The organism is Caulobacter sp. S45, assembly GCF_009765965.1.
Lineage (GTDB): Bacteria > Pseudomonadota > Alphaproteobacteria > Caulobacterales > Caulobacteraceae > CAHJWH01.
On sequence record NZ_LMUL01000014.1, the window covers coordinates 1,989,350 to 2,003,412 of the forward strand.

At 70.5% G+C, this 14,063-nt stretch carries 12 protein-coding genes and 1 other RNA gene; 4 read left to right on the top strand and 9 right to left on the bottom strand.

Annotation, left to right across the window (positions count from 1 at the left end; translation table 11 throughout):
- Window positions 1-43: 43 nt before the first annotated feature.
- Both GSQ87_RS16295 and GSQ87_RS16300 read right to left on the bottom strand, forming a co-directional pair.
- Window positions 44-289, bottom strand: coding sequence for a DUF3297 family protein (locus GSQ87_RS16295; RefSeq protein WP_158916388.1), 246 nt, complete (start codon window positions 287-289; stop codon window positions 44-46).
- Window positions 290-378: 89 nt separating this feature from the next.
- Entirely contained in the window at window positions 379-1,125 is a 747-nt protein-coding gene (locus GSQ87_RS16300; RefSeq protein WP_158916389.1) for a YebC/PmpR family DNA-binding transcriptional regulator, read from the bottom strand.
- A gap of 140 nt (window positions 1,126-1,265) precedes the next feature.
- On the opposite strand from GSQ87_RS16300, the gene GSQ87_RS16305 reads away from it, so the two are divergent.
- Complete coding sequence (locus GSQ87_RS16305; RefSeq protein WP_216839358.1) at window positions 1,266-1,547, top strand: hypothetical protein; 282 nt, start codon at window positions 1,266-1,268, stop codon at window positions 1,545-1,547.
- A 13-nt stretch (window positions 1,548-1,560) separates the two neighbouring features.
- On the opposite strand, the gene GSQ87_RS16310 is transcribed toward GSQ87_RS16305, so the two are convergent.
- From GSQ87_RS16310 to GSQ87_RS16335, 6 genes are all read right to left on the bottom strand, one after another.
- Window positions 1,561-2,397 (bottom strand): YmdB family metallophosphoesterase, encoded by an 837-nt coding sequence (locus GSQ87_RS16310; RefSeq protein WP_371416679.1) that lies wholly within the window; start codon window positions 2,395-2,397, stop codon window positions 1,561-1,563.
- A gap of 45 nt (window positions 2,398-2,442) precedes the next feature.
- The gene (locus tag GSQ87_RS16315) at window positions 2,443-3,009 is read right to left on the bottom strand and encodes a 5-formyltetrahydrofolate cyclo-ligase (protein WP_158917800.1); all 567 of its coding nucleotides are present in this window, start codon (window positions 3,007-3,009) and stop codon (window positions 2,443-2,445) included.
- 46 nt (window positions 3,010-3,055) lie between these two features.
- Window positions 3,056-3,218, bottom strand: a non-coding RNA gene (gene ssrS, locus GSQ87_RS16320) — 6S RNA.
- Between the two features lie 37 nt (window positions 3,219-3,255).
- Entirely contained in the window at window positions 3,256-4,986 is a 1,731-nt protein-coding gene (locus tag GSQ87_RS16325; protein WP_158916390.1) for a tetratricopeptide repeat protein, read from the bottom strand.
- Between the two features lie 106 nt (window positions 4,987-5,092).
- Window positions 5,093-5,425 (bottom strand): cell division protein ZapA, encoded by a 333-nt coding sequence (locus GSQ87_RS16330; protein WP_158916391.1) that lies wholly within the window; start codon window positions 5,423-5,425, stop codon window positions 5,093-5,095.
- Window positions 5,422-5,880 (bottom strand): DUF4164 family protein, encoded by a 459-nt coding sequence (locus GSQ87_RS16335; protein WP_158916392.1) that lies wholly within the window; start codon window positions 5,878-5,880, stop codon window positions 5,422-5,424. Before GSQ87_RS16335 ends, GSQ87_RS16330 begins: the two co-directional genes overlap by 4 nt.
- A gap of 198 nt (window positions 5,881-6,078) precedes the next feature.
- Between GSQ87_RS16335 and tkt the strand changes: the two genes are divergently transcribed.
- Complete coding sequence (gene tkt / locus GSQ87_RS16340; protein ID WP_158916393.1) at window positions 6,079-8,082, top strand: transketolase; 2,004 nt, start codon at window positions 6,079-6,081, stop codon at window positions 8,080-8,082.
- Between the two features lie 128 nt (window positions 8,083-8,210).
- Here tkt and GSQ87_RS16345 read toward each other — a convergent pair whose 3' ends face one another.
- Window positions 8,211-10,496: an NADP-dependent malic enzyme gene (locus tag GSQ87_RS16345; protein WP_158916394.1), complete on the bottom strand. Its 2,286-nt coding sequence runs from the start codon at window positions 10,494-10,496 to the stop codon at window positions 8,211-8,213.
- A 170-nt stretch (window positions 10,497-10,666) separates the two neighbouring features.
- Between GSQ87_RS16345 and mutS the strand changes: the two genes are divergently transcribed.
- Window positions 10,667-13,357, top strand: coding sequence for a DNA mismatch repair protein MutS (gene mutS, locus GSQ87_RS16350; protein ID WP_158916395.1), 2,691 nt, complete (start codon window positions 10,667-10,669; stop codon window positions 13,355-13,357).
- 89 nt (window positions 13,358-13,446) lie between these two features.
- On the top strand, window positions 13,447-14,063 hold a 617-nt coding region (locus GSQ87_RS16355; protein ID WP_174241455.1), incomplete at its 3' end, for a nucleotidyltransferase domain-containing protein.

Consider the following 14,063-nt stretch of genomic DNA (forward strand, 5'->3'; position numbering starts at 1 on the left):
GCAATCGCAGCCGTGCGACGCCTTTGCGACAGGCGCTGCGGCCTTATTCCGCCGGGGTCCGGAAGTAGGGTTCGACCTCGCCCTGCAGCTTGATGGTCATGGGCTCGCCCTTGCGGTTCAGGGTGGTGCCCACCGTCAGCCGGACCCAGCCTTCACTGACGCAATACTCTTCAACGTTGGTCTTTTCCTGGCCCTTGAAACGTATGCCGACGCCCCGCTCCATGATCGCGGCGTCGAAGTAGGGGCTGTTGGCGTTGGCGCAGAGGCGGTCGGGAGGCGTGTCGGTCATGTGGGGATCAACAAGGTTTGGATGGGCGGCCGATGTCGGTCGGCCAAAGGATCGGCGTTAGGGGTGAAGCCGGCTCAGGCGGCCCCGGATCAGGCGGAAAGACGCTCGAGTTCAGCCTCGTCGATCTCCTCGTTGGAGAAGACCATCTGCACGTCGTCGTCGTCGTCCAGGGCGTCGAACAGCTTGAGCAGGGTGGCGGCTGGGTCGCCCGACACCGGCGTGCCGGACTTGGGCCGCCAGACCAGGGCGGTGGACTTGGGGGCGCCGAGCTGGGCGTCCAGCGCCTCGACCACGGCGCCGAGGTCCTCGAAGGCGGTGTAGACGGTGTGGGTTTCTTCGTCGGATTCCACGTCCTGGGCGCCGGCCTCGATGGCGGCCTCCATCATGGCGTCCTCGGTGGCGGCCTTGAGCGGATAGACGATGCGCCCGACCCGGTCGAACATGAAGGCCACCGAGCCGGTCTCGCCCATGGCCCCGCCGTTCTTGCCGAAGATGGTGCGCACATTGGCGGCGGCGCGGTTGCGGTTGTCGGTCAGCACCTCGACGATCAGGCCAACGCCGCCGGGACCAAAGCCCTCGTAGCGGATCTCCTCGTAGGTGTCGGTCTCGCCGCCCATGGCCTTCTTGATCGCGCGGTCGATGTTGTCCTTGGGCATCGACTCGGCCTTGGCGGCGACGATGGCCAGGCGCAGGCGGGCGTTGTCCTTGGGGTCGGGCAGGCCGGTCTTGGCGGCCAGGGTGATGTCGCGCGACAGCTTGGAGAACAGCTTGGAGCGGAGCTTGTCCTGGCGGCCCTTGCGGAACTGGATGTTCTTGAACTTGGAGTGACCGGCCATGCTCGATATCTGAATGTCTGACCGCGCGCCGGAAGGCGGCTACGCAAACGGCTCCTTTAGCGCTAGGGAAGGTCGGCGTCACCCCGCATCCGTTGCAAGGCCCGCGCGGAACCGGCGCGCCGCGTCGCCGTTGAGGCCCCATGGACGTCGACGACACCGAACCCCAACTCGACAACCCCGAACTGATCCAGTGGTCGCCTCGGCGCGGCCTGTCGGTGGGCGAGGGTGGGAACCTGGGCCTGTACGCCCTGGCCCTGGTGGGCGCAGCGGCGGTGGGCGCCGTCGCCATCGGGGCCCTGGCCATCGGCGTTCTGGCGGTGGGCCAGCTCACCGTCGGCCGGTCGCGCTTCAAACACATGCGGATCGGACGGCTGGATATCGACGAACTGTTCGTGAAGCGCCGGGCCGTGCGACCCTTCTAGGTCCCAAGCAGACTTAAGCGCGAACCAACGCGGGCTCCGGCACATGGGCGTGCAGCCGGCCGCCGACCCGGATCGGCTCGACGCGCGTGGCCAGCCCCGTGCGGGGATCGGTCTCGACATAGACGCCGCACACCGTAGGCGGCCCCGAGGCCGGCTGATGGCGCGCGCCGGGCAGGCGGGTGGCGAAGCGGCGCACCGCCTCCTCCTTGTTCATGCCGATGACGCTGTCGTAGTCGCAGCAGGCGCCGGCGTCGGTCTGGTAGGCGGTGCCGCCCGGCAGCACCTGGGCGTCGGCGGTCGGCACATGGGTGTGGGTGCCCACCACCAGGCTGGCTCGCCCGTCGCAGAAGTGGCCCATGGCCATCTTCTCCGAGGTGGCCTCGCAGTGGATGTCGACGATGATGGCGTCGGCGGCCACGCCCAGCGGGCAGGCTTCCAGCTCCTTGTCCACAGCGGAGAAGGGATCGTCCAACGCGTCCATGTTGACCCGGCCGAGCACGTTCATCACCAGGATGCGGCGGCCGCCCGGCGCATCGAACATCCAACTGCCCCGGCCCGGCGCGTGCGACAGGCGCGGATAGTTCAGCGGGCGCAGCAGGCGCGGCTCGCGCTCGATATAGGTCAGGGCCTCGCGCTGGTCCCAGGAGTGGTTGCCCAGCGTCAGGCAGTCGGCCCCGGCGTCGAACAGGTCGTTGGCGGTCTTCTCGGTGATGCCGAAGCCGGCGGCGGCGTTCTCGGCGTTCACCACCACGAAATCCAGCGCCAGCCTGCGCCGCAACCCCGGCAGGTGCGTCGCCAGCCCCTCGCGGCCGGCCCGCCCGATGATGTCGCCGAAAAAGGCCAGACGCATGCGTTCAACGATCTCCCGTAGAGGATGGCGGCCGCCGAGGCGGCGCTAGCTGAAGTCCAAATAGGCGGTTTCGGTCAAAACGCCATCCAGCCTCTGGTCGAAGCCGTCCACAGGGATGTGCGCGACCGCCTGGCCGGCGTAGGCGAGGCCGACCGCCAGCACGGCTCCTTGCGCCCTCAGCTGCGCCAGGGTGCGGTCGTAATAGCCCCCGCCCTGCCCTAGCCTCGCCCCCGTCGGGTCGAAGGCCAGCAGCGGCACGATCACCACGTCCGGCCGCACCTCGGGCGCCTCGGGCGGCGGCGCCATGATCCCCAGGGCGTCGGGAACCGGCTCGGCGTCGGTCTGCAGGCGGAAGATCAGCGGCGCGTTCCTGGCGACCACCACCGGCGAGGCGACGACGGCGCCCTCGAGGCCAAGCCGGGCGGCCAGGGGCCCCGGATCGAGCTCCGCGCCGACCGGATGGTAGACGGCGAGCACGCAGGGACGCGCCGACAGCAGGATGTCGAGCGGCGCCAGGGCTGCGGCCCAGGTGGCCGCATCCGGAACCGCCCCCTTCAGGCCCAGGCGCGTCGCGCGGGCTCGGAGCCGAAGCTGCGCCTTGGCGGCGTCCAGGGCCGGAGCGCCGGAACCGGGCGGTTCGGAACTGGGAGAAAAGGGTGGCGGCGCCGCGAAGAACCGTGGAGGCATTTCAATCCCCTCGGACCTGGTTAACCAGGTGGGAGCCATGTGCGCAGGTCCACGGACCTACACAGGGACAGCCCCCGATCGAGACGATTAAGGTCCCCGGGATGTGAGTCCTCCGACGCGAACCGCAGCAAGACCCGCCGAGGATCAACGTAGGCGCTGTGCGGCCCGGTCTCAAGCGGCGCGTGACGCGATGACCAGATCGAGCGCGGCGCCGAGCACCTCGACGACGTCGCCCCACTGGCCGAAGTCACTTTGACGGAACAGGCGCATGGTCGGATACCAGGGCGTCTCGTCGCTGGCCTCGCCCCAGCGCCAGTCGGGGAAGCGCGGCAGCAGCACCCAGGTCGGCCGTCCCAGCGCCGCCGCCAGATGGGCGACCGAGGTGTCCACGGTGATCACCAGGTCGAGCGCATCGATCAGGGCGGCGGTGTCGGCGAAGTCCGAGATCGAGGCTGGGAAGGGGCGGATTCCGGTCTCGGCCAGCGTCGGGACGTCCGTCGGAGGGACGTCCCTTTGCAAGCTGACGAAAGTCGCCGCTCTCGCCAGCAAGGGGGCGAGAACGCTCAGGGCGATGGAGCGGTTGGCGTCGTTCCCGTGCGCCGGGTTGCCAGCCCAGGCCAGCCCCACCCGCAGCCGATCGGCCAGCAAACGCTCGCGCCAGAGCGCCGCCGCCGCGGGATCGGCTTGGAGGTAGGGCGCACCACCTTCCACGCCGAACACCAGCGGCAGACTCATCAGCGGGATATGACGATCTACAGGCGGTAGGGGTTCTCCGACGGCCGCCACCACCACGTCCGCCTCGTCCAGGCCCCGCACCAGGCGCTCGAGCGCGGGCTGGACCTGAAGCACGACCTTCGCGCCCCGCGCCCTCACATGGGAGGCGTAGCGGGCGAACTGGATCGTGTCGCCCAGGCCCTGCTCGGCGTGCAGCAACAGGGTCGAGCCCGCGATGTCGTCGGCGCCAAGCCAGAGCTGGGCGTCGGGATAGGTCGGGCCCGGCTGGCCCGCACGCCTCCAGCGGGCTTCATGCCGCGCCCAACCGGCCGGATCGCCGAGGCGCAGCCCCAGGAGACCCAGGTTGTATTCGGCCTCGGCGAAGCTCGGGTCCAGCGCCAGCGCCGCTTCGTGGCGCACCCCGGCCTCATCGAAACGCCGAAGCGCCGCCAGCGTCACGCCGGCGTTGTTGAGCGCGTCGCGATGGTCCGGCTTCAGGACCAGCGCGCGGTCGTAACTGGCCAGCGCCGCTTCGAAACGGTTCATGGCCGCCAGCGCCAAGCCCTCGGCGTTCAGGGCGTCAGGGAAGTCGGGTCGTAGCGCCAGGGCGTGGCGGGCGCTGTCCAACGCTTCGTCCAGCCGACGCAGGGCGCGCAGGGCGGCGCTCCGATTGCTCGAGGTCGAGGCGTCGTCGGCCAGCGACAGCGCCGCGTCGTAGCCCACGACCGCCTCCTCGAACCGGCCGAGCGCCGCCAAGGCCAGGGCGCGATTGTTATGCGCCGGCGCAAAATCCGGCTGCAGGACCAGCACCCGGTCGTAGCTTTCAAGCGCCTCGGTCGAGCGCCCGAGCGCGGTCAGCACGCCGCCGCGATTATAGAGCGCCTGCGTGTGATCGGGCCGGATCGAGAGCACGGCGTCGAAACCTTGCAGCGCCGCATCCAACTGACCCGTCGCCTCCAGGGCGGCGGCGCGGTTGTTCAGGGCTTCGACCCGAGCCGGCTCGCGCGCCAGCGCCGCGTCATAGGCCTCCACCGCCGCCTCGAACCGGCCAAGGCCTTGCAGGCGATCCCCGCGCGCCTGATGCAGGTCGGCGCCGATCTCGCCCTCCGCGGCGAGGATGTCGTAGGCGGTCAGGGCGTCTTCGGACCGGCCTTGTTGAGTGTGGAGCAGCGCCAGCAGTTGCAGCACGATCGGCCGACCGTCCGCCCCATCCGCGAGCAGGCGCCGATAAGTCGCCTCGGCCTCGTCCAGCCGCCCGGCCTGATGCAGGGCTGCGGCGTCTTCGAGGGTCAGTTCAGCCCGCCTTGGCGGCGAGCGCCTCGATGCGTAGAGCGGCGGCGTCCAGGGCCTGGGCCGCGCGCGCCTCGGAGCGGGCCTGGTCGGACTGCACCCGCGCTAACTCGGACTGCACATGGGCCAGCCGGGCGCGCACGTCGGCCAGCTCATCCGCCGTCATCAGCGCCGCCATCAGGAACAGCCGCAGGTCGCCCACACGGCCGACGGTGCGCGAGACCTCCTGCACCTGCCGATCGAACACCCGGGCCAGGGCGTGGACGTGTTCCTCCTGCCCATCCTCGCAACCCACCGCGAAGGGATGGCCGTTGATCTCGACGTTGACGGTGCTCATGACGCGGCGTCCTTCTGCGGCTGGGACGCGTCCGGTTCGGCGTCGGGGGCGGTGTCGCCCTCTCCCGCTGCGCCCGCGTCCTTATGATCGGCCCCCGCCGTCTCCCCCTCAGCTTCAAGCACATCTTCGCGCCGAGGTTCCTCCCAGCCGGCCCCCTCGTCGCCCACGTCCAGCTCCGGATCGTCCTCGCCCAGCGCCAGCCGCACCTCGGCCGCTGCGCGGCCCAGTGCGTCGGATGCGGCGCTCGCTGCCTCTTCCAGGGCGCGCTCGCGGGCGCGGGCGGCGTCCAGCTCGGCGGCCAGGGCCGAGCGGTCATGATCGAACAGGTCCGAACCGCCGCCGGTCCCGCGCGCGGCCAGCAGCTTCTCTACGCGCGTCAGGGCGCGATCCAACCGGCGCGCGGCCTCGCCGATCGCATCTGGTCCGCTCGCCTCTCGGGCGACGGGCTCCCGCATTGGGCGTCCTCACCTCTTGCCTGCGACTCACCTATAGGCCGCGTCGCGGCGGGGCCAAAGCGCGGCATGGGCCGAAGCGGAGTCAAAAGCGCGACTTGGGGGCGTTACAGCCGCGACCTCGCGTCCCGATCGCACCGCTTCGCCTTGCGCCGCGCGTCCGCCTGCCGCAAAGCGAGCCCGTTTGCGACAGGAGGCCCTATGTCCGAGGCCGAGACTCTCACCCCGACCCCCTCTCCGGCGACCGAAGCCGACCTGGCCAACGCCATACGCGTCCTGGCCATGGATGCGGTCGAGGCCGCCACCTGCGGCCACCCCGGCATGCCGATGGGCATGGCCGACGTCGCCACCGCCCTGTTCGCCAGACACCTGAAGTTCGATCCCACCGACCCGACCTGGGCCGACCGCGACCGCTTCGTGCTGTCCAACGGCCACGGCTCGATGCTGCTCTACGCCCTGCTGCACCTGACCGGCTATCCGGGCATGACCATGGAGGAGATCAAGCGGTTCCGGCAGTGGGGATCGCTGACCCCCGGCCACCCCGAATACCGCCATACGCCGGGCGTGGAGACCACCACCGGACCGCTGGGCCAGGGCATCTCCACCGCCGTCGGCATGGCGATGGCCGAGCGCCACCTGAACGCGCGCTTCGGCGACGTGCTGGTGGACCACCGGACCTGGGTCATGTGCGGCGACGGCGACCTGATGGAGGGCGTCAGCCAGGAGGCGATCTCGCTGGCCGGGCGGCTGAAGCTGAACCGCCTCACGGTGCTGTGGGACGACAACGACATCACCATCGACGGGGCGCTGAGCCTGTCGGAGACCGGCGATCAGTTGGCGCGTTTCCGCGCCGCCGGCTGGATGACCCGGCGGATCGACGGGCACAACACCGCCCAGATCGACCGCGCCCTACGCTGGGCGACGCGCCAGCCCAAGCCGGTGCTGATCGCCTGCAAGACCAAGATCGGCAGGGGCTCCGCCACGCTGGAAGGCCACCACGACACCCACGGCAAGGCGCTGGGCAAGGCCGAGATCGCCGCCACCCGCGAGAAGCTGGGCTGGCCGCACGCGCCCTTCGTGATGCCCGAATCCATAGCCGAGGCCTGGGCCAGGATCGGCAAGCGCGGCGCCACCGTGCGCAAGCGCTGGGGCGCGCGGCTGTTCAACTCGCCGCTGAAGGCCGAGTTCGAGCGCGCCATGGCCGGCGAACTCCCAGCCGAGGCCTTCGCCCGGCTGGACGCCCATATCGCCAAGCTGATCGAGGCGCCGCCGGCGCTGGCCACCCGCGCCGCATCCGGCGCGGCGCTGGAAGCACTCGTGCCCGCCAACCCCGACCTCGTGGGCGGCTCGGCCGACCTGACCGGCTCCAACAACACCTTGGTCAAGGGCATGGCGATCCTGGACGCCCCCGACTACGGCGGGACCTACGTCAACTACGGCATCCGCGAGCACGCCATGGGCGCGGCCATGAACGGCATGGCGCTGCATGGCGGGGTGATCCCCTATGGCGGCACCTTCCTGGTGTTCACCGACTACAGCCGGCCCGCCATCCGGCTGGCGGCCCTGATGGGCATCCGGGTGATCCATGTGGGCACCCACGACTCCATTGGCGTCGGTGAGGACGGCCCGACCCACCAGCCGGTCGAGCATCTGGCCGCACTGCGGGCGATCCCGAACCTGAACGTGTTCCGCCCCGGCGACGCGGTGGAGGCGGCGGAGTGCTGGCGCGTGGCGCTGGAAAGCGAGACGACGCCTTCGGTCATGGCCCTGTCGCGCCAGAAGACGGCGGCCTGCCGCATCACGTCCTCGACGGAGAACCTGAGCGCGCGCGGCGCCTACGAGATCCGCCCCGCCGTGGGCGAGGCCAAGGCCACCCTGTTCGCCACCGGCACCGAACTGGCCCTGGCGCTCACCGCCCGCGATACGCTGCAGGCCGAGGGCGTGCCCACGCGGGTGGTGTCGGTCCCCTGCTGGCGGCTGTTCGAGGTCCAGGACCAGGCTTATCGCGACGCCGTGCTGGGCAAGACGTCCGTGCGCGTGGCGGTGGAAGCTGGCGTGCGCATGGGTTGGGACCGCTATGTCGGGCAGGACGGCGGCTTCGTCGGCATGACCGGCTTCGGCGCCAGCGCGCCCGCCGAGCGGCTGTACCGGGAGTTCGGCATCACCGCCGAGGCGGTGGTGGCCCAGGTGAAGGCGCGGCTGTAGCCGCCGACGGACTGCGCGCTTCGAGACGCGCGTCCCGCGCTCCTCAGCATGACGAAGGTTGGAGAAACCCAACACGCTCCGTCATCCTGAGGAGCCCCGAAGGGGCGTCTCGAAGGACGCAGAAGTCCCTACTTCTCCACCGTCAGTTCGCGCACGTCGTAGGCGGCGAAGGTGGCCATGTTCAGGATCTGCGAGACCGACGCCGACAGCGAGCAGATCTGCACCGGCTTGCCCATGCCCAGCAGCAGCGGGCCCAGCGCCGTGACCCCGCCCAGCAGGTGCGCCAGCTTGGTGGAGATCGAGGCCGAGTGGATCGCCGGCATCACCAGGATGTTGGCGTCGTCGGTCAGGCGCACGAACGGGTAGTTGGCGCGCTTCTCGGGATCGAGCGCCACTTCCGGCGGCATCTCGCCCTCGTATTCGAAGTCGATGTCGGAACGGGCGTCCATCATCGCCACCGCCTCGCTGACCTTCTGGCCGCGCTCGCCCTGGGGATTGCCGAAGGTCGAGTAGGAGACGAAGGCCACGCGCGGGGTATGGCCCAGCCGCTTGACCGCCTCGGCCGCCTCCACCGCGATCTCGACCAGTTCGTCGCTGCCCGGCATCTCGGTGACGCTGGTGTCGGCCACGAAGATGGTGCGGCCCTTGGCCAGCAGCACCGACAGGCCCACCACCCGGCCGCCCGGCATCGGGTCGATCACCCGCATCACCTGGCGCAGCGAAACATTGTAGGTCCGCGTCACCCCGGTGACCATGCCGTCGGCATGGCCCAGCGCCACCATCGAGGCGGCGAAGGAGTTGCGGTCCTGGTTGATCAGACGCTGCACGTCGCGCTTGAGATAGCCCTGACGCTGCAGCCGCTTGTAGAGGAACTCGACATACTCCTCGTTGCGGTGCGACAGGCGGGCGTTGACGATCTCCAGGCCGGCTTCCTGGATGTCGATGCCCACGGCCTTGGCGTTCTCGCGCACCGTGTCCTCGCGCCCGACCAGGATGGCGTGGCCCAGGCCCTGGAGCTGGAACGCGTAGGCGGCGCGGATCACCGCAGTCTCCTCGCCCTCGGCGAAGACGATGCGCTTCTTGGGCGCGCTCAGCACCTTGGCGGTGATGTTCTGCAGGAAGGCGGCGCTGGGGTCGAGGCGCTGGGCCAGCTGGGCGCGATAGGCGTCCATGTCCTCGATCGGCTTGCGGGCGACGCCGGTGTCCATGGCCGCCTGGGCCACGAACGGCGGGATGTAGGAGATCAGGCGCGGATCGAACGGCGCGGGGATGATGTAGTCGCGCCCGAAGCGCAGCTGGCGGCCATAGGCGGCGGTCACCTCATCGGGGACGTCCTCGCGGGCGAGCTGAGCCAGTGCGTTGGCGCAGGCGATCTTCATCTCGTGGTTCACCCGCCGCGCCCGCACGTCCAGCGCGCCGCGGAAGATGTAGGGAAAGCCCAGGACGTTGTTGACCTGGTTGGGATAGTCGGACCGGCCGGTGGCGACGATGGCGTCCTTACGCACCGCATGGGCCTCTTCCGGGGTGATCTCGGGATCGGGGTTGGCCATGGCGAAGATGATCGGCTGGTCGGCCATGGTCTTCACCAGGTCGGCGGTCAGCGCGCCCTTGGCGGACAGGCCGATGAACACGTCCGCGCCCTTCAGCGCGTCGGCCAGGGTGCGGTGCGGCGTGTCCACCGCGTGGGCGGACTTCCACTGGTTCATGTCCTCGGTGCGGCCCTGGTAGAGCACGCCCTTGCGATCCACCGCGATGCAGTTTTCCGGCCGTACGCCCATGGCCTTGATCAGCTCGAGCGTGGCGATGCCCGCCGCGCCGGGACCGTTCAGCACCACCTTGACGGTATCCATCTCGCGCCCGGTGATCTTGCAGGCGTTGATCAGGCCGGCGGCGGTGATGATGGCGGTGCCATGCTGGTCGTCGTGGAACACCGGAACGTCGAGCAGCTCCTGCAGCTCGGTCTCGATGCGGAAGCACTCAGGGCTCTTGATGTCCTCGAGGTTGATGCCGCCGAAGCTGATGCCGATGTTCTTGACCACGGTGATGATCTCGTCCGGATCCCGGGACGAGACCTCGATGTCGATCGCGTCGACGTCGGCGAAGCGCTTGAACAGCACAGCCTTCCCCTCCATCACCGGCTTGGAGGCCAGCGCGCCGAGATCGCCCAGGCCCAGGATGGCGGTGCCGTTGGAGATCACCGCCACCAGGTTGCCCTTGGAGGTGTATTCGTAGGCCAGGTCCGGGTCGGCGGCGATCGCGTTCACCGGCACGGCCACACCGGGCGAATAGGCCAGGCTAAGGTCGCGCTGGGTCGCCATCGGCTTGGTCGCCATGATTGCGATCTTCCCCGGGGTGGGGAATTGGTGGAAGGCCAGCGCCTCTTCGTCGGTAAAGCTCTTGCGATCGTCGGACATGCTGGCTCCAGAAGAGATGCGGCGCGCGAGGGCGGGGAGGCCCGGAAGGCGGCGGGAACCTAGAACATGATCGCCGTCGAAGGGAACCGTCCTTCGCAAATTTGCAAAATCGGCGGCGACAACCGCACGGCTTCCGGCGCAGCGCGGCATTGGCTAAGCCTGTAGGCCTGATGAATGTGCAAGCCCCTCCCATCCCGCCCCCGCCGACCCCGGCGGCGGACGCCACACCGGTCATGGTCCAGTATCTGGAATCCAAGGCGAAGCAGCCCGACGCGCTGCTGTTCTTCCGGATGGGGGACTTCTACGAGCTGTTCTTCGACGATGCGAAGGTGGCGGCCGGCGCGCTCGGCATCGCCCAGACCTATCGCGGCAAGCATGGCGGCGAGGACATCCCGATGGCCGGGGTCCCGGTCCATGCGGCTGACGCCTACATAGCCAAGCTGATCCGCCTGGGCTTCAAGGTCGCCGTCTGCGAGCAGATGGAGGACCCGGCCGAGGCCAAAAAGCGCGGCTCCAAGGCGGTGGTGCGGCGCGACCTGGTGCGGGTGGTGACGCCCGGCACCCTGACCGAGGACTCGCTGCTCGACGCGCGCGGGGCCAACCGGCTGGCGGCCGTCGCGGTGCGTGGAAACCAGGCGGCGCTGGCCAGCGTGGAGCTGTCCACCGGCGAGGTCGAGAGCCTGCTGATGGAGCGTTCGGCGCTGGGGCCGGCCCTGGCCTCGCTGCGACCATCCGAGGTGCTGGCCGCCGACCGCCTGTTCGCCGACGAGGCCGCCTCCGCTGCGTTGAAGACCGCCGGCGGCGCGGTCCAGCCCATGCCCTCGGCCCTGGCCGAACCCTCGGCGTCCGAGGCGCGGGTCAAGCGGCTGTACGGCGTGGATACGCTGGACGGCTTCGGCGATCTCGCCACCGTCGAGGTGATCGCGCTGGGCCTGATCGCCGCCCACCTGGAGACCACCCAGGCCGGCAAGCTGCCCGCCCTGCGCGCGCCTCGCCGAGGCGGAGCTGCCGACACCATGGCCATCGACCCGGCCACCCGCTCCTCGCTCGAACTCGAACGCACCCAGGGCGGATCGCGCGAGGGGAGCCTCCTGTCGGTGATCGACCGCACCATCACCGCCGCCGGCGCGCGCAAGCTGGCCGACCGGCTGGCCCGGCCCCTGCTGGACCCCACCTATATCGACGCGCGCCTGGACGCTGTGCAGGCCTTCACAGAAGACGCAAACCTGCGCGGCCGGGTGCGCGACGCCCTGAAGGGCTCCGCCGACATGGCCCGCGCCCTGTCCCGCCTGGCGCTGGGCCGGGGCGGTCCGCGCGACCTGGGCGCGATCCGGGCCGGGCTGACCGTCGGCCAGGACCTCTGCGCCCTGTTCGCCACCCTGCGCAGCCCGCTGGCCATCCCGCCCGCCGAGATCGCCAAGGCCCTGGACGCGCTCGGCCTGTCGGAACAGCCGGCGCTGGCCGCCCTGCTGCAGGCGCTCAGCCATGGGTTGGAGATGGAGTTGCCCCTGTCGGCGCGCGACGGCGGCTTCATCGCGCCCGGCTATCGCCCGGAACTGGACCAGACCCGCGCGCTTCGTGACGACAGCCGCCGGGTGATCGTGGCGCTGGAGACCCGGCTGCAGGGCGAGAGCGGGGTGCAGGTCCGCATCCGCCACAACGCCGTGCTCGGCTACTTCGTCGACGCCACCGCCAAGCAGGCGGAGATGCTGATGCAGCCGCCGCTGAACACCGTCTTCATCCACCGCCAGACCACCGCCAACCAGGTGCGCTTCACCACCGCGGAGCTGGCCGAGCTGGACGCCCGGATTTCCCAGGCGGGCGGACGCGTGCTGGCGATGGAGATGGAGACCTTCGACGAGCTGCGCCGCCAGGCCTGCGACTTCGCCGGCCAGATCGCCGACGCCGCCGACGCGCTGGCGGTGCTGGACGTGGCTTCCGCGCTGGCGGAATGGGCGGTGGAGGTCGAGGCGGTGCGCCCCGAGATCGACGACAGCACCGCCTTCGAGGTCGAGGGCGGTCGCCACCCGGTGGTCGAGGCCGCCGTGCGCCGCACCGGCGCGCCCTACACCCCCAACGATTGCCGCTTGGATGGGGGCGGCGACGGCTGCCCGAGGCTGGCCATCGTCACCGGTCCGAACATGGCCGGCAAGTCGACCTTCCTGCGCCAGAACGCGCTGCTGGCGGTGCTGGCCCAGGCCGGGGCCTTCGTGCCGGCCAGGCGGCTGCGGCTGGGCGTGGTGGACCGGCTGTTCAGCCGGGTGGGCGCGGGCGACGACCTGGCGCGCGGCCGCTCGACCTTCATGACCGAGATGGTGGAGACCGCCGCCATCCTGACCCAGGCGACGCCGCGTTCGCTGGTGGTGCTGGACGAGATCGGGCGGGGCACCGCCACCTATGACGGCCTGGCCATCGCCTGGGCCTGCGCCGAGGCCCTGCACGACACCAACCGCTGCCGAGCCCTGTTCGCCACCCACTATCACGAGCTGGCGCGGCTCGAGCAGCGCCTGAAGGCCTGCTGCAACCTGTCCATGCGGGCCAAGGAGTGGAACGGCGACCTGGTGTTCCTGCACGAGGCGGTGGAGGGTGCGGCCGACCGCTCCTACGGCGTGCAGGTGGCCAAGATGGCCGGCGTGCCCGCCCCCGTGGTCGCCCGCGCCCGCCAGGTGCTGGAGCGGCTGGAGCGCGATCCCAACTCCCCCGCCCGGCTGGACGATCTGCCGCTGTTCGCCGCGACCAAGCCGCCGGAGCCGGTGGAGGCGTCGCGGGTGGAGACGGCGCTGGAGGCCATCGACCCCGACGCGCTCAGTCCCCGCGAAGCGCTAGAGGCGCTGTACCGCTTGAAGAACATGACCCGGTAGCGGTCCCTTACGTCGCGGGACGCGACGCTGTGGGCGCATTCACAAAACCGCCAAGCCACCCTAGATGAAGGCTGGGAACAGGAAACCTCATGCCCCGCGCCCGTCCACTCCAGAGCGAAGCCCTCGTCGACCGGACGGCGCTGCGCGAGGACCTGGACGCCATCGCCGCCGCCCAGCCCGATCTGGACGATCGCCGCACGGAGGCCGTGCGCCGCCTGCGTCAGGCGCTTGACCAGGGCCGCGCAGCCGCCCGCGCCAGGCTGGAAGCCGGCGGCGGGGGCCTGGAGACCGCCCGCGTGCTGGGCGCGCTCACCGACGTGGCGATCACCGCGCTCTACGACTTCGTCACCCGCCATGTGCTGCCGGAGCCGACCGGCAAGGGAGCCAACCCGCTGTCGCTGGTGGCGGTGGGCGGCTACGGGCGCGGGACCATGGCGCCCTATTCCGACGTGGACCTGCTGTTCCTGCGCCCCCACAAGGGCGACGCCCACGCCGAGGCGACGATCCAGTGCCTGCTCTATGCGCTGTGGGACCTGGGCTTCAAGGTCGGCCACGCCTCGCGCACGGTGGACGAGTGCATCCGCTTCGCGCGGGAGGACTACACCATCCGCACCTCGCTGCTGGAGGCCCGCTGGGTGGCCGGCGACGAGGCGCTCGCCACCGAGCTGAAGCGGCGGTTCCGCAAGGACGTGGTCGAGGGGACCGG